A 23633-nucleotide genomic window follows, 5' to 3' on the forward strand; every position below is an offset into this window, starting at 1 on the left:
CCCATAGAATCGAACCAAACCAAATAACCATTTTATGAAAAACCTCAATCTGAAGAAATTTCTGGTTCTATTACCTTTTTTAGTGTCGTTATCGCTTTCGGCCCAGAAAAACGAAGTTCCAAGATTTGAGTTTGCCGTTTCGGTGCCAGATCCAGGGTCACACACCTACCATGTGGCCACCAGGATCCTGAATTGGCCAACGGATACAATCACGTTGCACCTGCCAAACTGGATGCCCGGCTACTATCAGATGATGGATTATTACAAGGGGTTGAAAAATTTCAAAGTGCTTTCAGGACAGTCCTTTGACGAGTCGCGGCCAGCGACATGGGTGTTGACAGGGGTCAAAGGAAAAGCGGTCCAGTTGGAATATGATATGTACACGGACCGGACTTTTGTGGCAAACAGCTATGTGGATGAAGATAGGGCCTACATCATACCGGTCAACTCGTTTTTATATGCAGAGGGTCATTTGAAGATGCCCATAACCGTTACGGTCGAAAAGTCGAATGGATGGACCGATGTGGTCACAGGGCTCGAACTTGTGGAAGAAAATGCCCAAAAGGCTGTTTTTAGGTCGAATCATTTTGATGACTTTTTGGATTCCCCGCTTTTGATGGGCAATCTGAAGAAACTGCCAGATTTTCAAGTCGGCGGCACCAACCATCGGTTTTGGGGATACAACGCGGGGGAGTTTGATGAAAAGAAGTTGATGGATGATCTGAAGTCCGTGATTGAGGTTGCTTCAGGCATTATCGGCCATATACCTTATGAGGAATATACCTTCATCGGAATAGGTCCGGGCAGGGGCGGGATAGAACACTTGAACAGTTCCACCGTTAGCTTTGATGGGGGACAGATGGGTTCGCCACAGGCCTACCAACGAATGGTCAACTTTTTGTCCCATGAATATTTTCACCATTACAATGTAAAACGGATCAGGCCTTTTGAACTTGGACCATTTGATTACCAGAATGGAAGCAAGACCACCCAATTGTGGATCAGTGAAGGTCTTACCTCTTATTATGCCGGGATAATGGTGCGGAGGGCCGGTATCTACTCTGAAGCGGACTTTCTTCAAGAGATTGCGGCAGGGATAACCCAATTTGAGAACAATCCTGGAAAAGATTTTCAATCACTGATCGAATCCAGTTTTGAAACTTGGCATGAAGGTCCTTTTGGGACGAGCGGCAAAGATCCCAACAAGAGTATTTCATACTATGTCAAAGGGCCCATCGTCGGTCTTTTAATGGACTTTGGAATCCGACAGGCCACTAACAATGAAAAATCCCTGGATGACGTCATGCGCCATATGTACCATGAATACTACCTCAAAAAGGGAAGGGGCTTTACAGATGCCGAGTTCCGAAATGCCTGTACATTTATTGCGGGAACGCCCTTGACAGAATTGTTTCAATATGTATATACCCCAAACCCCTTGGATTATGATACATATTTGGGTTATGCTGGCCTTGAACTGGAGAAAAAGCAGGAAACCAGAACAATCAGGGGCAGGGATGGCGAATCGACCGAAAAAGTGATGGACGTGTATTCGCTTGTTCCTGTCAACAATCCCAACGCTTCCCAAAAAGCAATCTTGGATTCCTGGATGGGAAAAAATAAGGTCCAGTAAACATTCAATCTTCCGAAGCCCTTCGGACTTGCACTTCTTGTTGGATACGGTTGCCCGAATTGTCCACCGCGGTAAGGACATACTCCCCGGGCTCTATGTCCAAGAGCAGTTCATGGAAGTTTTCCGTTTTCCCAATGTAGGTGTCATCCAGATACCAATAGACAATCGCATTGTTCTGTTGATGGGCCAACTTTAGAACGATGTCTTGGGATTTGATTCCTAGGTCTTTTGGTAACAATATAGCTTCATTCGCTTTTGGATAAATGAATTCCATCAATTGATTTTCAAGGGCTGAACAATTTTCCAAAAAAGGCGGCATCTCTTTGTAATTTGGATTGGCCAAGGCATAATAATACTCAATGGTAGGTGGGAGCACAAACCAGTTTTTAGCCACCATGTTTTCCAAAGGATAACATTTCGAGTTGACCCGGTACGTTTCCGAAGCGTCCAAAAACAATTGCTGGTGGAAAGGGCATGGCCCACTTCGGGTGCCATGGGTGGGAACATATTCTTTTTTGACATCATCGCAAAAAACAGAGGCCCGAAAACCACTTTGGGCACAAATATCTACTTCCACAAGGTCGTCAAAAGGTTCTTGGAACCACCCACTGTGTGGAAGGGCATCCAACACATCGAACAACAAGGGGGCGGCTGCGGTGATTCCGGTCAGTCCAGGTCTTCCCTCGCCATCAGCATTGCCGGCCCATACTCCAATGGCATATTTTGGTGTCACTCCAACGGCCCAGGCATCTTTGAACCCAAAACTGGTACCTGTTTTCCAGGCAATGGGCTGGGAGGAATCAAAAAAATGCCAGTTTTCGTCTCCTTCGGGGCGGTTCACCTCATACATGGCCTGAAATGTGGCATAAATGGCCCCGGCCCCAAAAATGGGAGGGTCGAACTGCTGTTTTCCAAAATCGATTTCTTCTTCGACCAAATAGCTGGCTTCCATAAACTCGTTGGTGCGATAGGTGCTGGAATGAGCGGTAAAGTGGTTCAAGCTGGAGGCAAGCGAGGCATAGGATTCCGTGACTTCCCAAAGGGAACTTTCAGCACCACCCAATATCAAGGAAAGGCCATAATGGGAAGAAGGCCTGTTCAGCGATTTCATATTCATTTTGCGAAGCTTGTTGTAAAATTTTTGAAGACCATATTCCCGTAACAATCGCACTGCGGGCACATTCAAGGAGCGGGAAAGTGCCCTACTGGCTGGTACGGCACCCATATATTTTTTGTCAAAATTTTGTGGCTGGTACCCGTTGATTACAGTCGGGACATCTTCCACCAAGCTACGGGGCAGCAACTGGCCTTCATCCAGCAGGGCAGCAAACAAAAATGGTTTTAAGGTACTTCCTGTACTTCGGTTTTTGGTGATGATGTCCACGTAATTGGCATGCTCTTCTCCCGAAGGTGAGTTGCCCACATAACCCAATACGTTACGCGTTTCCACATCGAGCACCAAAATGGCCAGATTGTGGATTTCATTGCTCTTCAACTGGCGATAATGTCTTTCGGCCAAAAGGTTCAGTCGTTGCTGTAAGGGCCTGTCAATGGAAGTGGTGATGCGTTCCCCTGCATGTTCGTTTCGGATGCGTTCCGTAAGATGGGGTGCCACATCGGGCAAAGGGACCGGTTTTTGGGGCAAGGGTTCTGCAATGGCCAGATCATAGGTGGTGGCATCAATGCGCCCTTTGTTCTTCAATTTTTTCAATAACGAATTTCGTTTTTCCAATAACAATTGCTCATTTTTTCCTGGGAAAATGAGGGACGGGGCATTGGGCAATACGGCCAAGGATGCAGCTTGTCCCCAGCTCAGCTCGTGTGCAGGAATACCAAAATAACGCCAAGCGGCAGTTTCCAATCCCACTACATTTCCGCCGTAAGGGGTATGGGAGGCGTAGAAGCGCAAAATTTCCTTTTTGGAATGTTTCAATTCCAATCGGGTGGCCATAAAGATTTCCACCACTTTTTCTGCATAGGTCCGTGACTTGTTCTTTCGACTCAATCGGATGACCTGTTGGGTGATGGTGCTACCACCTCTTCGGGATTTTTTGGTCAGGTTATGGCCGATAGCTTTGATGATGGAGATGGGGTTGAAACCGGGATGTTGGTAAAAATATTCATCCTCGAACATCAGGACACATTCCTCAAAACGTTTGGGAACCGAGTCCATTTCTGGGAATCGCCATTGACCGTCATCCGCAATCCGTGCCCCGATCAAGGTGCCATTGGAACTGTTCACCACTGTTGAAGTGGGGTCTTCAAAAAGATTTTTGGGCAGACAGAACAACCACAAAACCAAGAAGGCCATGAAAATGGCCAACTTGATCTTATGTCGGTAAAAAAACTTCTTCGATCGTTCCCAAAACTCGTTCATCCCATACGCATCACTGCACCACTTTGATCCAATTGCCCTTGTTTCTAGCTTGGTAGTTGTTATCGTACATGGCCTCCACTTGTGCCCCGGGCAAATAATACTCACCAAGGAAGGAAGCATTTAGTTTGATGGTAAAGGTGGTCGACTTTTTTGCTCCCAAATCAAAATACAAATGGGTGCGGTCGTCACGGGTATCCACATAATCCGCTTTGGCAGCATTGGAATCAGCGTCGCCTGCATAAGAGGTGTCCACGATTTCCCACCCACTGGGGACAATATGGGTCAATGCCACATTCTCGATATAGTCATTGGAATTGTTGAATACAGTCACCACAGCTTGGAATTCCGTTCCTTGTCGCAGTTCAGAAACATCCAAGGCATCGCCCAAGGCATCTTTGTAGGCCACATTAAGGTTAAGGTTCTGCTGTTGGGCCAGCTCTTCACCCACAGGTAATTTCCCGGTCTGGGTCAAAGTGGCATAAACGGTGTTACCCTGTTTGTTGGTCACCTGTATTTCATTTTTGAAGGAGGTGATGACAAGTCCCCGTTGCGCAATGGCCCTATCGGTTTTGACCACCACCTCTTTTCCGTTATTGGTGTAGGCAATGTCGATGGATTTACCGCCATTTTTCATCACCATTTTGGAAAGGGACAATAAGGCAAATGCGGTTTCTTGGGTACTGTACCAACTTTGGGAAGATAGATCTTTTGCTAGGGAAACCGAAAGGTCTCGCTGCTTGGAATCCCCCAAAATCACCATCGTTTCCAACGCCATGGCCCTATTTCGGAAAACGGAACCATAGGTTCGGTAATCATAGTTGTTGGGCGTAAAGTTGATGTTGGCCTTTTGGGCAATCTCTTGGGCCACTTCTTTCTTTCCGGCCAGTGCATAAGCAGCTGCCAAACGCCATTTGGCCTCATTGCTCAAATTCTTGGTTTCGCGAAGACGGTTCATGGCGGCCAACTCGGGCTGCTGTGCCAAGGCCAAGGTGTAGAGACGATAGGCCTGGGAAACATCATCATTGTAACCCGAACTTTGGTTGCTCCATTGACGGGCGGCCATTTTTTGGTATTTCAACCAGTTGGACAAGAAGGTCAGTGGCAATTGATAGCCCTGCTGTTTGGCCTCCAGCATAAAATGCCCTGCATACGAAGTGCCCCAATCATCGGCATTTCCGTAACCGGGCCAATAGCTGAGCCCACCTTCGGGGGTTTGGAAATCGCCCAATTTTTTGATGGCCGCCTTTACATTTTTCTCGATATCCTTTTTTCGTTCAAAAGTGATGTCGAGCACATCGGCCAAGAACAATTGTGGGAAAGCTGCCGAAGTGGTCTGTTCCACACAACCATGGGGATATCTCAACAGGTAATCCATCCGCTTACTGAAATCCATTGGGGGCAAAGTCGAAAATTCGATAAAGGCCTCATTGGTGCCCGATGTGCCAAAGGTTTCAAAAGGAATTGTCATACTGCCATTGGCATCGATGGTGTAGAGTTCGCTTTTGGTGGTGATGGGATTGGGATTTTCCACATCGATCTCCGTTTTGCTGCTCGCACTTTCTCCGGCGCCACTGGCCGATACGGTAATGGTCTGGAAGGCGGAAGCAGGTTTTACTTTGAAATCAAAGTTCACGATTTGTTCCCCAACGGAATTGAACGTAATGTTCTTCGTTGTTTCCCCGATGGGTTCCAAAGCTTTGCCCGCATCGATGGAGACCTTTACGTTTTTCACTTTGGCTTCCATGGCGAAAACGGTAACCGGAATGGTCACGGTTTCTCCTGGGGACAATTTTCTGGGGATGGAGGTCAGTACCATCAAAGGTTTGCGAACGGGGGTGGTTTTTTCGGCATTTCCGTAAGCACTGTTTTTATTGCCGGCCACGACCATGGTGCGTACCGAGCCCACATAATTGGGCATTTCGATGGTATGCGATGCCTTTTCGCCAGCTTTCAGGATGAATGGACCCAAATAAGTGACCACGGGTTTGAAGCGTTGTGCCTTACGGTTTTTCGCTCCTTCCCCAATGCCGCCGCCACCGATGGCGTAGATGTTGTCCACACTCACGGAGTAGGCACCCATCACATCATCAAAAATATCGAAGGTCTTTACGCCCAAAGCCTGTCTTGCGTAAAAAGAAGCATGGATGTCAGGGGTTTTAAAACGGGTCAAATCCAAAAGACCATCATCCACAACAGCCAAAGAATAGGTCATGGGCTTTTTGTTGGCCTCTGAAACGGTCACTTTGTACGATGTCTCGGGTTCCAGCACTTCGGGCATGGAGATTTGTGGCTCCAACAAGGTAGCAGGATTCTCTACCAATAAGGGCACGACACCATACAGACGGATGGGCATATCGTTGGCCACTTGTCCATGTGGTTGCAGCAACGAGATGTTGATATAGGCGTTTGGTGCCATTTCCGCAGTGATGGGAATACTGGCCTTGGTTTCCTTGGCCGAAGTTTCCACCCATTGCTGGGATAGTACTTCGGTACCATTTTCGATACTGATCAAGGCCCTTCCGCCCCTGTCCGAAGGGAAGGTGATTATGGCCTGTTCACCCAATTTGTAATTTTCTTTATCCGCAGAGAATACCAAGATCTTGGAACTTTCGGAATCGCCGGAAGGTCTTCTCCACCAATTGCGGTAGAAATAGGCTGTGCGTCCTGTGGCATGTCCAGCATCATCGATTACACGAATAAGGAAGCGTCCACCATCATCATCGAGCACATTCAGGTTGAAGCTGCCCTTGCCATCCGATCCGGTGGTCACTGTCATTTCCTTGAAGGGACGGTGTACGGTGGCATTCTCATATCGGGAAAGATTGTCGTACCCCCGGTTCCACCACCAGCGCCATTCAATTTTGAATACCTGTACTTTTAATTTTCGGTTTCCGGATGGCCTGCCTTGGTCGTCCACGGAGACCACACCAAAGGTGTTGTTCTCATCCGTGAGGAATGAACCGTATTGTTTGGCTTCCGGTGAACGCAATCCCACAAAATGGGAGTAAGGGGCCACATTTTTGTTGAAGACGTCGATGGAAAAATCCCCCCCGCCTTCAAATACCTTGGTGGTGAAAGTGGCTTGCAACATGCCGGGAGCATTGCCGTTCACATTGATTTTTTCGTTGATGGCCAACTCTCCATTTGCATCCAGTTTGGAAGAGACCCATTGGAGCTCGGTTTCGTTGAAATCGCGTGTTGGGTCTTGGAACACATAGTCCTTGAACTTTGGGAACGGACTGTATGCTTGGTTCAAGGTGGCATTGATGTCGATTTTCAGGTTACGGGCCGGAGCTCCGTGCAACCATTGCACGATGGCCTTGCCACTGTTGTTGGTGTTGGCCTTCAGTACCTCGTTGTCAAAGGAAAAATTCACCTTCAAGCGATTGGGCTTTACGGTGGCCACTTTCAATGTTGTGTTGAACTGTGCACCGCCCACAATAATTTTGGCAGACCAATTTCCAGTTGGGGCCTCGGCTTGGGTGGGAATGGGAAAATAATAGAAGTTTTCCTCTTTTTTGGCAAACAATCCCTCGGAAACGGGAATGGTTCCCTCGGTCAACACATTGCGTTGGACGAGTTTGCCACGGGCATCACTTACCTCCAGGGTAACTGGATGTCCTTTGGGCAGGGGATTGGCCTTGTCATCCAATGCAAAGGTGAGATGGATCACGTCGCCGGGACGGTGGACACCTCTTTCGGTATAGATGAACCCTTGCAGACCACGTTGCAATTCTTCCCCAGAAACATCGAAGGTGCTGAGGGACAGAGCATTCCCGTCGGCCAATTTGGCATAGGCAAAATTGTTGTTCTTTTCGGCGACGGCAAACGCTACGTTCTTTTCCCCGTCATAAATAGTGAGCCCGGATTCGTCCGTAGTGACCTCGCCCAACAATTGCTGTTGGAAATTATACAGTTTGATCTTCGTATTGGCCTCCGGTTTGGTGGTCAATAGGTTGGTGGCCGCAAAATGGTAGGATTGGTTTTTTCCTTTTTTTACGATAAGACCAAGGTCACTGCCCAAAAGGTTGGTGGCCGCAATCCGCTCGTAATTGTAGTAGGCCCTGTGGCATGGATTGTCACGTTCCTCCCAATTGTAATCGTAGTTTCTCCAGTAATAGACCTCGTTGTCCCAATAACGTTCTTCCAAGGATTCATCGTCCATATCTTGAGAGGCATAGTCGGTATCGACTTCTTCGGTGGTTTCAGGTTCATCACAGGCATAGGTAGTATGCTCTTTTTTGAAACTGAATTCCACGCGGTACAGAGATCCAGGGTGGACTTTGATCAAATTGGATAGGTCCAAGGCGTGGGCCTTCCAATAGCTGGAATTTTCGTTGCCGTTTTCGGTCAACGAAATGACCTTGTAGGCCACTCTTCGTCCCACAGGTCTCATATCGGGATCGTAGTCTTGGGTAAGATTATAATTTTGGAGGTATTGGAGCATGTTGTTCTCAAAGACCTGGATGACACGCACTTCCACGGCGGATAGGTTCACGGTCTCGAAATAGATGGGCGTGGAGGCGGCGTTGGGCAAAATGGTTCCTTTGGAAATAAGACGGACGGCGGGTTTCAACTGTTCAAAGGAGACCAGTTCGGAAAAAGTGTTCTTGAGGGTAAACCCATATTCACTTTTGATGCCCTCAAAGGCATTCACACGCACCTCGCCCAAAATACGGTTGGAAGGATAGACCCGCAACACATTGCCATCAATTTCATAACGAAGGCTCTCGGCGTTTTCAATGGTCACCAGACCGTTCAGGTTCTGATTTTTTTTGAGAGGTTCGGAGAAATTCAGGGTCAGTACCGCGTTGGGGGACGATGAGGTCTTGGCATCGACCACCACAAATTTGTTCAGGCCGGGGATGGTATAGTTTTCGGAACCCTCATTATCGATGCCCAATGCCTTGCCTGTCCAACTGATGGTCAGTTCACTATCCTCCGTTTTTCTGGAGATACTGTCGATCTTGAAACTGAAATATTGTGCATTCTCAGAGGCATTGTCCCATTTTACAGCGACTTTTTTATCTCCCTGCTTCACGGAAAGGATGCTGCCCACTTTGGACCCTTCCAAAATGTCGGATGCATCCAGAGTTCCCGTCAGATATTGCCAGTCCTTGCTGTACGATTGCAGGTTGCCCAGGTTGATCTTGAAGTTTGGGGCAATGGTCTTAAAGCTAAAGGTGTATTTTTTGAATTCACTTTCAATATCCTCAAAAAGTTTGTTCAGGGCCAGTGTCACCACATACTCGGTGTTGGGCTTCAGGTATTCGGAGGGTTGGAAGATGATTTCCCTGCCATTTTCGATGACCAGTTTACCCTCGACGTTCGGCGAGATCTTTAGATATTCCTTTGGAAGTTCCTGGGTCAGTTCAAACTGCTCCAACTGTTGTGCCAGGGCAATTTGGATGGGAGAGGAAATACTTTGGTTGCCTTGGGTGTGGTAACTGATGTAGTCCTTGAATTTGAAAAGGTTGTCGGTTTCACTGGAAGCTCCCTTTTTTTTGCAGGAGACGGCCAAAATCAGCAAGAAAACAGAAAAGATTCTAAAATATTGGGACATGGTAAAGCTTGGAATTGATTACACTTGATTTTGCCCCACCAAGATAGCTAAAATTGGACAAGATGCCCCGCTAAGTTTACGGATGGTTGTTTTGAATTGATGTGTGGCAGAAACCTATGGCCTTTTGTTGTGAAATAATTAAGATTTGAGGCATTTATCCACAAATTTATCTCAAAGTTTCGTTAAATCGGCCCTACCTAATTTACCAAACTGATATTTTGGAGTCCAAACCGATATGAACCAAAAAAACAAACAGCCCATTGAGAAGAATCTTTACCTATCTCGCTTTTGTTTCCCTCTTTTTTTCTTTTACGTCAACTTACGGTCAGGACTTCCTGATCAAGGGAAAAATCGTTGATGCCACTAATGGAAATCCCCTTGAAGCGGCAACCATTTATGCAGAGACCGTCAAGGACAGTGTCCTGATAAGTTACACCATCACCAATTCGGATGGAAATTTTACATTGGAAGGGCGAACGTCCTACAAGAAGGCCAGATTGGGAATTTCCTATAATGGATATAAGTCGAAATCATTGGAAGTGGACCTGAAACCAAGTATGGAACTCGAGAACATTGCTTTGGAAGAACAGGCCCAGGAACTGGAAGGGGTGGACCTGATAGGGGAGCGTGTGCCCATCACCATACGGCAGGATACGCTCGAGTTCAATGCCGATTCCTTCAAGACCCGACCCGATGCCACTGTCGAGGATGTGCTGAAAAAACTACCCGGTGTAGAGGTGGCCAGCGACGGTACGATTACCGTCAATGGAAAAGAGGTGAACAAAGTTTTGGTGAACGGGCAGGTGTTTTTCAGCACAGACCCCAAAGTGGCCACCAAAAGTCTTTCCAAGGATGTGATCAGCAAGATCCAGATATCCAATAGCAAGACGAAAGAACAGGAGTTCATTGGAGAGGAGGGCGATGGGGAGAACAAGACCATCAACCTGGTGCTCAAGGAGGACAAGAAAAAGGGGTATATGGGGCGTATTTCCGGCGGATATGGCACGGACGATCGCTATCAGGCCAATGGACTTGTGAATTATTTCAACGATACACAACGGATCAGTGTTCTGGGGAGCAGTAACAACATCAACAACCCTGGTTTTTCCTTTGATGAGATCTATGAAATGGTCGGAAATTCTAGGGGAGGCGGCATCGGTTTCAACAGAAATGGTGGCTTTTCCATAGGAAACATGTCCTTTGGTTTTGGGGAGGGGATCACCACCTCGTCCACCATCGGGACCAGTTATGCGGACCAAAAAAAGGACAAATACCGCATGGACGGCAACTATTTCTATGCCTTCAGCGATTCCTATAACGATGAAAAGACGGCGCGGGAAAACATTTTGCCGGATGGGAGTTATTTTACCGATACCGAATCCAATTTTGTGGGCACCACCATTTCCAATCAAGCAGCGGCAAACCTGGAATTTGATGTGGACAAGACCACGAGGGTGACCATACAGCCCAGTTTCAGTGTGAACAATACCAACTCGACCAACTCGGAAAACACCATTTCCACGGATGAGGAGGGAAATGTCATCAACGACAATATGTCCTTGCAGACTTCGGACGGGTTCCAGCGGAATTTCAGCAATAGGTTGGAAGTAATGAAGAAGTTGGACACTCTTGGGAAGTATGTCCGGGTGTATTTTGAGAACAACAACCGGGTGAACGACTCGGAATCTTTTTTGAACTCTGAACGGAACATTTTTGGCGACGACCCCAGCCAACAGCTTTTGGACCAAAGGACCACGATTGACAATGCCAACGATTCCTACGAACTTGGGGCCTCGTTCCGCCAACCGCTGAACAAGGACCTCTATCTGGACTTTCGCTACAGCTACAACAACAACGAGCAGAAGAACGAGCGTTCCGTTTCCGATTTTGATGAAGGAACCGGAGAATACGTTTACAATTCCACCCTTAGCTCAGACTTTGACTTCAATGCGAGGAAGCATGTTCCCGAAATTGGTTTTGGTTCAAATGGAAAAAAGTTCCGGTTCAATCTTAGGGCAAGAATGGAGCAGATAGCACTTGACAATGAGGATTTTATCCAGGACACCTCTTTTTCCAAGGACTATAGTAATCTACTCTTCAATTCCTATTTCAATTATAACATAGACAATAACAAAAGGGCGAGCGTCAATTACAATTCAAGGATCAATGTGCCCTCGGTGAACCAATTGCAGCCTGTGCCCAATGTGAGCAACCCCTTGAACATTATCGTGGGTAACCCCAATCTGGGTCCAGAGATCACCCATAGCCTCTACCTCAATTACAACGACTATAATTGGAAAGATAGAACGGGACTCTTCGTCTATTCCGGAATGAACTTTGAAGAGGATAAAGTGGTCTCCATAACTACAACGGATGAGGACTTCATCCGGACCACCACCTATGAGAATGTAGGAGGCAATTACAGTATGTGGGCCGGGGTCAACTATTCCAAACAGATTAAAAGGGACAGTCTGTACACATTGAAGTTCACGGTGAATCCCTATACCAACATCAATAGACAGGTCGGATTCACGAATGGCAGTAAGTTGGAAGCCATGAACGTGGGCATAAACCCCAGGGTGGGTCTTTTGTTCAATTATAAGGAAATGATAGAGGTGGAGCCCGAATATACCCTTGGTATCAATTCCACGAGGTACAATCTGGACAATGTGGACGATATCGATTTTACCACCCACAACCTATCTTTCAAATTGACCTCCTATTGGCCCCAAAACCTGGTCTGGGGCAATGACATCACCTATAGCTACAATGGCAATTTGGGGGCAGGTTTTGACAAGGATGCCATTTTTTGGAACATGAGCCTTGGGCTTCAGATGTTCAAAAAGAAGGCAACGCTCAAAGTATTGGCCTACGATCTGCTCAACCAGAACATCAACACCCGAAGGACTACAGGACAGGATTTTGTCCAAGACTTTCAGGGAACGGTGCTCAAACGCTATTTCATGGGCAGTCTCACCATCAAGTTCGATTCTTTCGGAGGTGGTGGTGCTCCCGAGCAAGGTAGGGGAGGGCGTCGTTTTATGAGGCTTTGATTTTAACAGAATAGGATATAAGAAAAAGGTTGCTGGAGTTTTGGCGTAAGAGGGGTTTACCATCCACCTGAGGCACCGCCTCCGCCAAATCCTCCGCCGCCGAAACCACCACTGAATCCACCGCCACTGAATCCGCCCCCACTTCCAAATCCGCCCGAGGAACCCGAGCTACGGCCCATATTGCTCAGGATGATCATGTCCCAGATATCGAGGCCACTGCCCCTGCGTCCGCCGTTTCCACCGCCGTCCTTGTTCTTTCGGCTCCATAGAATGATCATGATCACAATAAAGATGATAAAGGGGAAAAGGATCTCGAACGGAAAACGTTTGTTGCCAAAGGTCCTGTCCTCGGTAAACTCGCCTGTGAGCACTTTGAAGATGGCATCGGAACCCTTGTCAAGACCGCTATAATAATCTCCCTTTTTGAACTCGGGGATAATTACGGACTCAATGATGCGTTTGGACATGAGGTCGGTGAGTGCACCCTCCACACCATATCCGGTGTTGATGGCGATCCTTCTGTCGTCCCGGGCCAAAAGAATCAATATACCATTGTCCTTGTCCGCTTGGCCAATGCCCCATTGATGCCCCCATTGGGCACCCAAATAGGTAATGTCCTCCCCTTCGGTAGTGGCAATGATGACCACAACGATTTGGGTAGAAGTACTGTCGGAATAGTGGATGAGTTTTTGCTCCAAGGCCCTGTTCTGGACATTGGACAGAAGGTTCACATAATCATAGACACTGGTCTGCTCTTGTGGTTTTTTGGGTATGGTGAATTGCCCCCATGCCAACGAGACGCACAACAAAGCCAGTAAGAGGTTACCCTTTGGATATGGCATCGCTCAGTTCATTGGTATCGTTATGGTTCCATGGAAAATGGGCCTCCAGTTCTTTGCCTGCCATCAAAACGCCTTCGACAACGCCTTGTTTGAAATTTCCTTTTTTAAAATGGGAAGCGATGACCTCTTTGGTGGTTTCCCAAAATCCCTTGGGTACGGCACGGTCAATACCACTGCCACCATAGATCACAAACTTCTTGTCGTCCACGGCAACGTAGATCAGTACGCCGTTATCCTCTTTGGTGTTGTCCATCTTCAGAAAATGGAATACCTGTTGCGCCCTGCTAAAATGGTCCATTTTGGCGGTGGCCTCAATGTGCACACGGATTTCCCCGGAAGTATTCTTTTCTGCCTCAACAATGGCGTCAATGATCTCCTGTTCCTCTTCGGCAGTCAAAAATTCCTCTACATGCGACATGCTCACTCAAATTCAAAATTCACGTCCGGCGCATTTTCAGATCCAGGATTGGAACTGAAGAGTGCCATGGGGTCAAAATTGGCGATGCTGGCAATGATGTTGGTGGGGATCTGTTGGATCTTGATGTTGTATTCCCCGGCCAGTTCGTTGAAACGGTTCCGTTCCACATTGATCCTGTTCTCGGTACCTTCCAATTGGGACTGCAACTCCAAAAAGTTTTGGTTTGCCTTGAGTTCGGGATAGCGTTCCACGGTCACCAAAAGTCGGGACAGCGCGGAGGACAACCCGGTCTGTGCCTGCTGGAATTCCGCAAGCTGTTCAGGGGTGATGTTGTTCGCGTCAATGGTGGTGGAGGTTGCCTTGGCCCTAGCCTCGATCACATCCGATAGGGTCTCGCGCTCAAAATCGGCCGCACCTTGGACGGTTTTTACCAAGTTGCCGATGAGGTCGCTCCGTCGTTGATAGGAACTTTCCACATTGGCCCATTGCTTGGTGGCCTGTCCCTTCATGTCCACCAGTTTGTTGTTCGTGCTCACGTACCATCCGACCAGCACCACGGCTAGGACGATCAGTACGATGATGGCTATGATGCCTTTTTTCATTTTCGTTAGGTTTTAGTGTTTATAGTTGTTCTTTGATCTTTAGTAGCTCCGCCCTTACCTTTTGCAGTTTTTGGATGACATCAAAGTTGGACAGTGTTTTTTCCTTTTCTTCGTTCAGATGGATCTTGGCACCTTCCAGGGTAAAACCACGTTCCTTCACCAAGTGATAGATCAGTTGTAGGTTTTTGATATCGTCCGGAGTGAATTTTCGGTTGCCCTTGGCATTCTTTTTGGGTTGTAGCACATCGAACTCCTTTTCCCAAAAACGGATCAGGGAAGTGTTCACTCCAAAGGCCTTGGCCACTTCGCCAATGCCATAATATCTTTTTTCAGGAAGGTCTATGTGCATTAATCCAAGGATTGGTTCTCTTGATTGGCATATTTGAGCATGTTCTCAAACTCTTCTGCCGTCAAACTTCCGTAGTAGAAGTTGATGGGGTTGATGCGCTCGCCGTCCTTGAAGACCTCGTAGTGCAAATGCGGTGCTTCTGAACGACCTGTGTTCCCCACAAAGCCGATAAGGTCGCCCCGCCTCACCTTTTGGCCCACCGTCACGTTGTACTTGCTCAAGTGTCCATAGAGGGTAATGTAGCCGTATCCATGATCGATCCGGATGTGCTTTCCATATCCCGAGGATTGGTTGTCGGCACGGGTTACTTTCCCGTCGCCCGTTGCATAGATGGGAGAACCTCTTGGAGCGGTAAAGTCCATTCCCCAGTGCATTTTTCGTGCCTTGGTGAACGGGTCGGACCGCCAGCCGTAGCCCGAGGCCATCCGGGTCAAATCTTCATTGCTCACCGGTTGGATGGCGGGGATGGAGGCCAAAAGCTTCTCTTTTTCCTCGGCCAACTTGGCAATCTCATCCAAGGATTTGGATTGGATCACCATCTGTTTTTGGATGATGTCCAAACGCTTGGTCGCATTGATGATGATATCGGAATTGTTGAACCCATCCAGGGATTTGTACCTATTGATTCCCCCGAAACCAGCCTTTCGTTGCTCTTCGGGAATGGGATTGGCCTCAAAATACAATCGGTATATGTTGTTGTCACGATCTTCTATATTGGCCAGCACCTGCTCCATTTGTTCCATCTTCTTGTTAAGGATCTCAAATTGAAGCTCATAGTTCCTGACCTCGCGTTCCAGGGAAAGTTCCTTGGGCGTGTTCACCCATTTGGTGTTCAGTAGGATAACGAGGCCCAAAAAACCAAATAGCGCAGAACCCAGGACGAACAGAAAGATGTTTCTGTACTTCTTGGATTTTTTCGGCTCGATCTTTCGATAGGAAAGGGTATCCGGGTCGTAATAGTACTTAACTTTAGACATGAATGGATTTTATCCTATTTTTGCTCACTCTTTTTATCAAAACAAGCAAATATAAAAATTGTTTTGCTACAAGTGTTAAATTTAAGAAAACCCTAGGAATTCAATGACATCCCAAGAAGTTAGAACCCAATTTTTAAACTTTTTCAAAGAAAAGGGCCACAAAATTGTGCCCTCTGCCCCCATGGTGATGAAGGACGACCCGACCCTCATGTTCACCAATGCCGGCATGAACCAGTTCAAGGAGTTTTTCTTGGGAAATTCCAAGCCCAAACACACAAGGGTGGCCGATACCCAAAAATGCCTTAGGGTAAGCGGCAAGCACAACGATTTGGAAGAGGTTGGGAAGGATACCTATCACCACACCATGTTCGAGATGCTGGGCAACTGGAGTTTTGGGGATTATTTCAAAAAAGAGGCCATACAGTGGGCTTGGGAACTGCTCACCGAAGTCTATAAAATAGACAAGAACAGTCTTTATGTGTCTGTTTTTGAGGGTAGTGAGGATGATGGACTGGCCATGGACCAAGAGGCCTATGACCTTTGGAAGGCCATTGTGCCCGAAGAGCGCATCATCATGGGCAACAAGAAGGACAATTTCTGGGAAATGGGCGATCAGGGACCCTGTGGCCCCTGTTCCGAGATCCATGTGGACATCCGTTCCACAGAGGAGAAGAAGAAAGTGCCGGGTGCTTCCTTGGTCAACCAGGACCATCCGCAAGTGGTGGAAATCTGGAACCTGGTCTTTATGCAATTCAACAGAAAGGCCAATGGAAGCTTGGAGAGTCTTCCTGCAAAACATATAGATACAGGAATGGGTTTTGAGCGTCTGTGCATGGTGCTGCAAGGTGTCCAGTCCAATTACGATACCGATGTCTTCACCCCGCTGATCCGGGAGATAGAGGTCATCACTGGAAAAAAATACGGAAAGGACGAAAAGACCGATATCGCCATTCGGGTGATCGCGGACCATGTGCGGGCCGTTGCCTTTTCCATTGCCGATGGACAATTGCCCAGCAACACCGGAGCAGGATATGTCATCCGAAGGATCTTGCGCCGTGCCATCCGATATGGGTTCACTTTTTTGAATACCAACAAACCGTTCATCTATAGGTTGGTCAAAGTGTTGGCCGAGCAAATGGGCAAAGCGTTCCCTGAACTGAAGGAGCAATACCAATTGATCGAGAACGTGATCAAGGAAGAGGAAAGCTCGTTCCTGAGCACTTTGGAGCAGGGATTGGTGTTGTTGGACTCCGTGATCAAATCTTCGAAGGACAAGACCATCAGTGGCGAAAAAGCCTTTGAACTTTACGATACCTTCGGTTTTCCAATCGACCTTACTTCGTTGATCTTGGAAGAGAAGGGCTATCAATTGGATGTGGCCGGTTTCAACAAGGCATTGCAGGAACAAAAGGACCGTTCCAGGGCGGCATCCGAAGTGTCAAAAGGCGATTGGACCGTTCTGAAACAGGATTCCGAGCAGGAATTCATAGGGTATGACAGCCTTGAGGCCCAAGTGAAATTGGTGAAATACCGAAAGATCAGCAGCAAAAAAGAAGGAGATCAATACCAGTTGGTGTTCAACCTGACGCCTTTTTACGCGGAAGGTGGCGGTCAGGTCGGGGACAAAGGTTATTTGGAGGCTCCCAATGGCGATGTCACCTACATTGTGGATACCAAACGGGAGAACAATGAGATCGTTCATTTTGCGGAGTCGCTTCCTGGGGACCTGAACGGCAGCTTCAAAGCGGTGGTGGACAAAAAACAGCGTTGGAGAACGGCCTGCAACCATACCGCCACACACTTGTTGCACCAAGCCCTGCGTGAGGTTTTGGGAACCCATGTGGAGCAAAAAGGTTCTGCGGTACATTCGAAATATCTACGTTTCGACTTTTCACACTTTGCCAAGCTTTCCGTGGAGGAATTACGAAAAGTGGAAAACTTTGTCAATGCCCGTATCGATGGTCATTTGCCGTTGGAGGAAAACAGGAACGTTCCCATACAAAAAGCCATGGAGGAAGGGGCGATGGCCCTTTTTGGTGAAAAATATGGCGATACCGTCCGTACCATTCGCTTTGGACAGTCCATGGAACTTTGTGGTGGAACGCACGTAAAGAACACAGCGGATATCTGGCACTTCAAGATAGTGTCCGAAGGGGCCGTTGCAGCCGGAATCCGAAGGATCGAGGCCATCACCTCGGATGCCGTGAAGGAATTCTATTTTACGAACAACCGCATGTTGTTCGAGATCAAGGACCTCTTGCACAATGCCCAAGATCCCGTGAAGGCCGTGGCAGGGCTGCAGGAAGAAAATACCGCTCTCAAAAAGCAAGTGGAACAATTGCTGAAGGACAAGGCCAAAGGATTGAAAAGTGAACTGATTTCCGAATTGGAAACAGTGGGAAATATCCAGTTTTTGGCCAAAAAGATAGATTTGGATGCTTCGGGCATCAAGGACCTGTCTTTTGAGATCGGGGGGCAGGTGGACAACCTCTTCCTTTTGCTTGCCGCTGAGAATGATGGGAAGGCGTTGCTTTCCTGCTACATTTCCAAGGATTTGGCCACGGCAAAAGGCTTGAATGCAGGGACCATAGTCCGGGAACTGGGCAAATACATCCAAGGCGGTGGCGGGGGACAACCCTTCTTTGCGACCGCTGGGGGCAAAAACCCAGAGGGTATCCCAGAAGCACTTGACAAGGCGAAGGCATATCTTAGCTGATGGATCTACAGACCAAAGTACCTATACAGCCTGCTGACAATCCCATCGATTATCAGAACAAAGTGCTGTTATTGGGGTCTTGTTTTGTGGAGAATATGGGGGTAAAGTTCAGTTACTTCCAGTTTCAGAACAGCTTGAATCCTTTTGGGATATTGTTTCATTCGTTGGCCATCGAAAATTTGGTGCAGCGTGCTGTGAATGGGCCAAGCTATTCGGCAGATGAAGTTTTTGAGCAAGACGGTATTTGGCATTGTTTCGATGCCCATTCCGAGCTGTGTTCAGGGGATTCTGGCGAGTTTCTGAAACTTCTCAACCAAAGGTTGATGGAAACCAAAAGAAGTCTGGAAACCGCTTCCCACATCATCATCACGTTGGGCACAGCATGGGTGTACCGAAATGTCGCTTCAAAAAAGATAGTGGCCAACTGCCATAAGGTGCCGCAAAAAGAGTTTCAAAAAGAATTATTGACCACAGACGAAATAAAGATCAGTTTGGAAAACTGCGTGGCATTGGTGAAAAAAGTGAACCCGAAAGCCCAGTTTATTTTCACCATTTCGCCAGTGCGCCACCTCAAGGACGGTTTTGTGGAAAACCAGAGAAGCAAGGCGCATCTCATCTCGGCGGTTCATTCTATTTTGTCATCTCGAGCGCAGTCGAGAGAACTGGCGTATTTCCCTGCATACGAGATCATGATGGACGAGCTTCGGGACTATCGTTTTTATGGAAAGGACATGCTGCACCCCAACGAACTGGCCGTGGACTATATTTGGGACAAGTTCCGGTCGGCCTGGATATCGCCTAATTGCCTTTCGGTCATGGAAGAGGTGGACAGCATCCAAAAAGGGCTGATGCACCGACCTTTTAATCCCGATTCAGATGGACATCAAAAGTTCCGGACATCGCTCCAAGCAAAAATTACGTATCTTCAAGAGAAGTATCCTTTCATGAAATTCGAATAAATGAAAAAAATACTTATCGGAGTTGTCATTGCGCTGGCCTCGGTCTTGATCTATAGATCCTGTGCCGAAGACCGTGAACAGAAGGCCATTTTGGAAGAGAATTCCATGCTCATCCAGCAAGAATTGAAGAACGTTTCCAAGTTGATCGTTACCGAAGGGCATTTTGCCGAGGTCTACAACTATAAGGATTCCAAAGAATTGTTCGGTCCGCTCATCACGGCCCATAAAAAAGCTTTGGTCGTGGTGAATGCCGATGTGACCATCGCCTATGATATGTCCCAGATCCAATATGAGGTGGACCAGGAAAGCAAAGTGTTGAAAATCACCCAGATTCCGGAACCGGAAATCAAGATCAGTCCTGATTTTGAGTACTACGATGTCACGGCGGATTATCTAAACCCCTTCAATGCTGGGGACTACAATGCCATCAAACGAAATGTGAACGCTTCGCTGATGAAAAAAATCGAGGCATCTTCTTTGCGTTCCAATGCCGAGAACCGTTTGCTGAGCGAGCTTTCCCGGATCTTGGTGCTCACGAACACCATGGGATGGACCTTGGTCCATGAAAACATGCCCGTTGAAAATATAGGCCAATTGGAACAGATTCTGGATTGATCTGTCACATTTGCTGGTTTGCTTCGTCTTTAAGTACCATCAATCAAAAATCGCATGTTGCAAAGAGCCTTCCCTATCCTGTTTTTGGTCATTTTGATAGTATCCTGTCAGCAAAGACCCAAAGCTGATGTCCGTTATGAAATCACATCCGTTCTTGTGGACAGCTTACCCCAACTTAGGGTACGAATGAGTATGCCCGCTGATTCCAGTGGGGTCACCATGTTGGACTTTCCCAATGAGGCATGGGGGCAAAAAGACCTGTATAATATCCTAGGCCAAATGCAATTGCTTAACGTGGAAGGGGCCATTGAGAAGGATTTGGATAGTGGAAGGGTCATATTGATGCATCCCAAAGAGGCAAAGCAACTGGAGTTTGAATATCACCTGAAACAGGATTTTGATGGGGATCTGTCCACAGGAAGGGTCTATCGTCCTATTATAGACAAAACATATTTCCACCTGTTTTCCCATAGTTTCTTTATGGTTCCCAAGACGGTGGGCGATACCATTGACATTGCCCTGCATTGGACCGGGTTTCCGGAAAATTATACCATCCACAACAGTTTTGGCAGTGGGGAACGGGAGCAATTTTTGGAAGATATGGACAGAGATCTTTTTGGAAGCGCCATTTTTGTAGGAGGGGATTTTAAGGTCCTGAAGGGCGACATTCATGGAAATCGAATAAGTCTGGCCACGCGGGGGGAATGGGTGCCTTTCAAGGAGGAAGATGTGTTTCAAGTGTTGGAACAAACCCTGACCTGCCAGCGTAATTTTTGGAACGACCATTCACAGGAATACTTCACGGTCACCATGCAGCCCTTCGCACAAGAGACGGGAAGTAGTTTTCAGGGTACGGGACTTACCAATTCTTTTGCAACATCCATTTCCAATAACGATTTTACGGAAATTGGTCAATTGGTCTATCTCTTCAACCACGAATTGATGCACAACTGGATCGGTCATGCCATCAAGAACGACAATGAGGAGGAGCAGTATTGGTTCAGCGAAGGGTTCACGGAGTACTACGCATTCAAAAACATTGCAAGGAACAAGATCAATGGGCTGCAGGGCGATTATTATGTCCAAGAGATCAACCGTACCATTCGTGATCTTTATGCTTCATCGGTCATGGAGGCCCCGAATTCAGAAATCAATTACGATAATTTTTGGAACGATAGGGATTATTCCAAGTTGCCTTATTTCAGAGGGGCCGTTTTCGCGTTTTATCTCGATCAGAAAATCCAAGATAGTTCCAATGGGGAAAAAAGTCTGGATGACGTGATGCATCAAATTTATAGGGATGCCTTCACCAAAAACCAAAAATTGGAGCACGATTATTTTATTGGGGTGATGAATGGATATTGGGAAGGTGACTTTGAAAACTTCTTCCACAAACATATCATCGAAGGCCAAAAAGTGGACCTTGCCGGTTTGTTTGAGGAATTGCGACTGGACTATGAACCCATGAGCGACATATACGAACTAGGCTTTGAGTTTGATGGGGAACGAAAAAAAATCGAGCGGGTAGTGGAAGGAAGCAAAGCTTGGGAAGCTGGACTCAGGGAAGGGGATGAGGTGTATGCCCGGAGTATTTGGCAGGGCAGTATCGAGCACCAAGTGGAGCTTGGACTGAAACGTAATGGTGAAAAATTCCAGGTTGCCTATTACCCGATCAAAAAAGCAGAGGTGCCCCAATTGAAACCAACGGCATCCAACATTCAAAAGCTTGGGTTCTAGCTCACATAACTGGTCTCCACCAATTGTATCCCGTCGTCTATTAAATGCCCCACTTTGGGGTTTTCCCGTTTGATGTTTTCCAAATGCTCCAAAATATCCTGTTGAAACCCATGGTCATTGCCCTGTTTGGCCAGTTCGTACAGTTCTACGGGCAATAACCAGTCCTGTGGGTGTTCGTTTTTAAGGGCTTGAAACACCTTATTACGGGAAATGGTGGTGTTCTTTCCTTCCCTAAACTCACGGACTTGTTGGTAATATTGCTCCAATTGAAGCCTTTTGGGGTTCTTTTTAGGTTTGATGGTGCTTTCGGTGATTTGATGGGTGATGAGGTCAAAACTGTGCAGATCGGCAGGGCCGTTGTAGGCCGAGACCACTTTCTGGCCCACGGCCATGTGGTACAGTCCCCATTCCGGTTGGAAGAGTGTTTCCCCATTGTAGGTCACGGTACAGTTTTCAAAAGTGATCAAGATGATCTTGCCCATCAGGTTGCGGGTGCCGGTGATGATGGTGCCCTCCACCGTGATGCCTCCTTCAAACTCCAGGGCAATCTGTTCGCCTTCATAGATTTTATAGGCTTTGAGGTCGCGGGGGCCCATGTCCTCGATGGCAATGTTGATGCCTTTCAGTTTTCCGATGGGGGAACCGAAACCATCCGCATGGTGGGCGGTGCTGTGCCCTACCAGTTCCTTTTCGCGGTAGGACAGCGCCGTTGCCCCTTTCGTTTGGATGTAGATGGGCTTGCTTTCATGCTCGATCACCTTGTGGAACTCCCCGGAAATCTGTAGGCCCGTGCTCAGTTCCACCGTGCCGAGTGCTTTGGATGCAATCAATTTTTGGATACCGGAAAGTCCGCCTGTGCGCAGGGCCATGGAATTGGCAAAATCCTCCAAGACTTGGCTCAAAAAGGCAAAATCTGGAGTGACGAACAGCTGTGGCTGGGGTTTGGTAATGTCAAATTCGGTATGGACCGCTTCCATGGAATACGGCAATTTCTTCACTTTGTCGGTCATGCACCAGGCACTTTCCCCAATGGACGATAACAGACCCGCTCCATAAATCTTGGGATTTTCCACCGTGCCGATCAGGCCATACTCCACCGTCCACCAATGCAGGTTTCGGATGAGGGCCATTTCGCTGGGTGTCCCCATATTTTCCTGCAGGTGTTCAATATGTTTTTCGGCCTTGTCAATCTCCTCTTGTGGCGTTCCATGGGCCTCTTTGATGATGGAAAGATGGCGCACGGCGTTGTAAAGTTCATAGTCCTTGGCACTTGAAATTGCCTTGCAACCAATTTCACCGAAGCGTCTCAGATATTCCGCATATTCCGGATTGGCAATGATGGGTGCATGCCCGGCCCCTTCATGGATGATATCGGGAGCAGGGGTGTATTCAATATTCTCCAATTGGCGGATGTCCGAAGCGATCACCAGCACATTGTACGCCTGGAATTCCATAAAGGCCGATGGGGGGATAAACCCGTCCACCGCGACCGCCGCCCAGCCGATTTCTTTCAAGATGCGGTTCATGCCGTACATGTTGGGGATGTGGTCAATGGAGATGCCCGTTTTCTTCAATCCATCCACATAGGAACTGTGTGCCACACGGCTCAGGTAGTCCACATTTTTTCGCATCACATAGCGCCACACGGCTTGGTCTATGGCCGTGTACTCTTCATAGTTCTGTGGTTTGATGAACTGTTTTAAGTGCTTGGGCAGTTTGTCCAGTATGGGATTGGATTCGTAGCTCATAGAGACATTTTTATGCGACTTAAAGATACGAAATAGGAAATGGT

The 23633-nt window shown here is 47.5% G+C and carries 14 protein-coding genes; 6 read left to right on the forward strand and 8 right to left on the reverse strand.

Annotation, left to right across the window (positions count from 1 at the left end; all coding sequences use genetic code 11):
- The first annotated feature begins 34 nt into the window (after positions 1-34).
- The gene (locus tag FOT42_RS08610; RefSeq protein WP_151890163.1) at positions 35-1633 is read left to right on the forward strand and encodes a M61 family metallopeptidase; all 1599 of its coding nucleotides are present in this window, start codon (positions 35-37) and stop codon (positions 1631-1633) included.
- Between the two features lie 4 nt (positions 1634-1637).
- Here the strand turns inward: FOT42_RS08610 and pbpC are convergent, their stop codons facing one another.
- Positions 1638-4010, reverse strand: a complete 2373-nt coding sequence (pbpC, locus tag FOT42_RS08615) for a penicillin-binding protein 1C (RefSeq protein WP_151890164.1) — start codon at positions 4008-4010, stop codon at positions 1638-1640.
- A 10-nt stretch (positions 4011-4020) separates the two neighbouring features.
- On the reverse strand, positions 4021-9573 hold the full coding sequence (locus tag FOT42_RS08620) for an alpha-2-macroglobulin family protein (RefSeq protein ID WP_151890165.1): 5553 nt from the start codon (positions 9571-9573) through the stop codon (positions 4021-4023).
- Between the two features lie 260 nt (positions 9574-9833).
- Here FOT42_RS08620 and FOT42_RS08625 point away from each other — a divergent pair, with 260 nt between their 5' ends.
- Positions 9834-12626 (forward strand): outer membrane beta-barrel protein, encoded by a 2793-nt coding sequence (locus FOT42_RS08625; protein ID WP_226789830.1) that lies wholly within the window; start codon positions 9834-9836, stop codon positions 12624-12626.
- Positions 12627-12682: 56 nt separating this feature from the next.
- Here the strand turns inward: FOT42_RS08625 and FOT42_RS08630 are convergent, their stop codons facing one another.
- From FOT42_RS08630 to FOT42_RS08650, 5 genes are read right to left on the reverse strand one after another with little or no spacing between them, the layout of a single operon-like run.
- Positions 12683-13468, reverse strand: coding sequence for a TPM domain-containing protein (locus FOT42_RS08630; protein ID WP_151890166.1), 786 nt, complete (start codon positions 13466-13468; stop codon positions 12683-12685).
- Positions 13449-13886 carry a TPM domain-containing protein gene (locus tag FOT42_RS08635; protein WP_151890167.1) on the reverse strand — a complete coding sequence of 146 codons (438 nt, stop codon included), beginning with the start codon at positions 13884-13886 and terminating at the stop codon, positions 13449-13451. The genes FOT42_RS08630 and FOT42_RS08635 overlap by 20 nt, the downstream gene beginning before the upstream one ends.
- Before the next feature lie 2 nt (positions 13887-13888).
- A complete protein-coding gene (locus FOT42_RS08640; protein WP_151890168.1) occupies positions 13889-14488 on the reverse strand; it encodes a LemA family protein in 600 nt (199 codons plus the stop codon).
- Between the two features lie 19 nt (positions 14489-14507).
- Positions 14508-14837, reverse strand: coding sequence for a MerR family transcriptional regulator (locus FOT42_RS08645; protein ID WP_151890169.1), 330 nt, complete (start codon positions 14835-14837; stop codon positions 14508-14510).
- Positions 14837-15814 carry a M23 family metallopeptidase gene (locus FOT42_RS08650; RefSeq protein WP_151890170.1) on the reverse strand — a complete coding sequence of 326 codons (978 nt, stop codon included), beginning with the start codon at positions 15812-15814 and terminating at the stop codon, positions 14837-14839. The genes FOT42_RS08645 and FOT42_RS08650 overlap by 1 nt, the downstream gene beginning before the upstream one ends.
- Before the next feature lie 103 nt (positions 15815-15917).
- Between FOT42_RS08650 and alaS the strand changes: the two genes are divergently transcribed.
- From alaS to FOT42_RS08670, 4 genes are read left to right on the forward strand one after another with little or no spacing between them, the layout of a single operon-like run.
- Entirely contained in the window at positions 15918-18530 is a 2613-nt protein-coding gene (gene alaS, locus FOT42_RS08655; RefSeq protein ID WP_151890171.1) for an alanine--tRNA ligase, read from the forward strand.
- Positions 18530-19489, forward strand: a complete 960-nt coding sequence (locus tag FOT42_RS08660) for a GSCFA domain-containing protein (protein ID WP_151890172.1) — start codon at positions 18530-18532, stop codon at positions 19487-19489. Before alaS ends, FOT42_RS08660 begins: the two co-directional genes overlap by 1 nt.
- A complete protein-coding gene (locus FOT42_RS08665) occupies positions 19490-20104 on the forward strand; it encodes a DUF4230 domain-containing protein (protein WP_151890173.1) in 615 nt (204 codons plus the stop codon).
- A 54-nt stretch (positions 20105-20158) separates the two neighbouring features.
- Positions 20159-21841 (forward strand): M1 family aminopeptidase, encoded by a 1683-nt coding sequence (locus FOT42_RS08670; RefSeq protein ID WP_151890174.1) that lies wholly within the window; start codon positions 20159-20161, stop codon positions 21839-21841.
- Here FOT42_RS08670 and FOT42_RS08675 read toward each other — a convergent pair.
- On the reverse strand, positions 21838-23589 hold the full coding sequence (locus tag FOT42_RS08675; protein WP_151890175.1) for an aromatic amino acid hydroxylase: 1752 nt from the start codon (positions 23587-23589) through the stop codon (positions 21838-21840). The two genes, FOT42_RS08670 and FOT42_RS08675, sit on opposite strands and share 4 nt — an antisense overlap.
- Positions 23590-23633: the final 44 nt, after the last annotated feature.

Origin of the sequence: Flagellimonas hadalis, assembly GCF_007785775.2 — a bacterium.
Lineage (GTDB): Bacteria > Bacteroidota > Bacteroidia > Flavobacteriales > Flavobacteriaceae > Flagellimonas > Flagellimonas hadalis.

Bases quoted from the DNA above. Each gene is read 5' to 3' on its own strand.
- FOT42_RS08610 (WP_151890163.1), top strand. From the start codon at position 35: ATGAAAAACCTCAATCTGAAGAAATTTCTGGTTCTATTACCTTTTTTA.
- pbpC (WP_151890164.1), bottom strand. From the start codon at position 4,010: ATGAACGAGTTTTGGGAACGATCGAAGAAGTTTTTTTACCGACATAAG.
- FOT42_RS08620 (WP_151890165.1), bottom strand. From the start codon at position 9,573: ATGTCCCAATATTTTAGAATCTTTTCTGTTTTCTTGCTGATTTTGGCC.
- FOT42_RS08630 (WP_151890166.1), bottom strand. From the start codon at position 13,468: ATGCCATATCCAAAGGGTAACCTCTTACTGGCTTTGTTGTGCGTCTCG.
- FOT42_RS08635 (WP_151890167.1), bottom strand. From the start codon at position 13,886: ATGTCGCATGTAGAGGAATTTTTGACTGCCGAAGAGGAACAGGAGATC.
- FOT42_RS08640 (WP_151890168.1), bottom strand. From the start codon at position 14,488: ATGAAAAAAGGCATCATAGCCATCATCGTACTGATCGTCCTAGCCGTG.
- FOT42_RS08645 (WP_151890169.1), bottom strand. From the start codon at position 14,837: ATGCACATAGACCTTCCTGAAAAAAGATATTATGGCATTGGCGAAGTG.
- FOT42_RS08650 (WP_151890170.1), bottom strand. From the start codon at position 15,814: ATGTCTAAAGTTAAGTACTATTACGACCCGGATACCCTTTCCTATCGA.
- alaS (WP_151890171.1), top strand. From the start codon at position 15,918: ATGACATCCCAAGAAGTTAGAACCCAATTTTTAAACTTTTTCAAAGAA.
- FOT42_RS08660 (WP_151890172.1), top strand. From the start codon at position 18,530: ATGGATCTACAGACCAAAGTACCTATACAGCCTGCTGACAATCCCATC.
- FOT42_RS08665 (WP_151890173.1), top strand. From the start codon at position 19,490: ATGAAAAAAATACTTATCGGAGTTGTCATTGCGCTGGCCTCGGTCTTG.
- FOT42_RS08670 (WP_151890174.1), top strand. From the start codon at position 20,159: ATGTTGCAAAGAGCCTTCCCTATCCTGTTTTTGGTCATTTTGATAGTA.
- FOT42_RS08675 (WP_151890175.1), bottom strand. From the start codon at position 23,589: ATGAGCTACGAATCCAATCCCATACTGGACAAACTGCCCAAGCACTTA.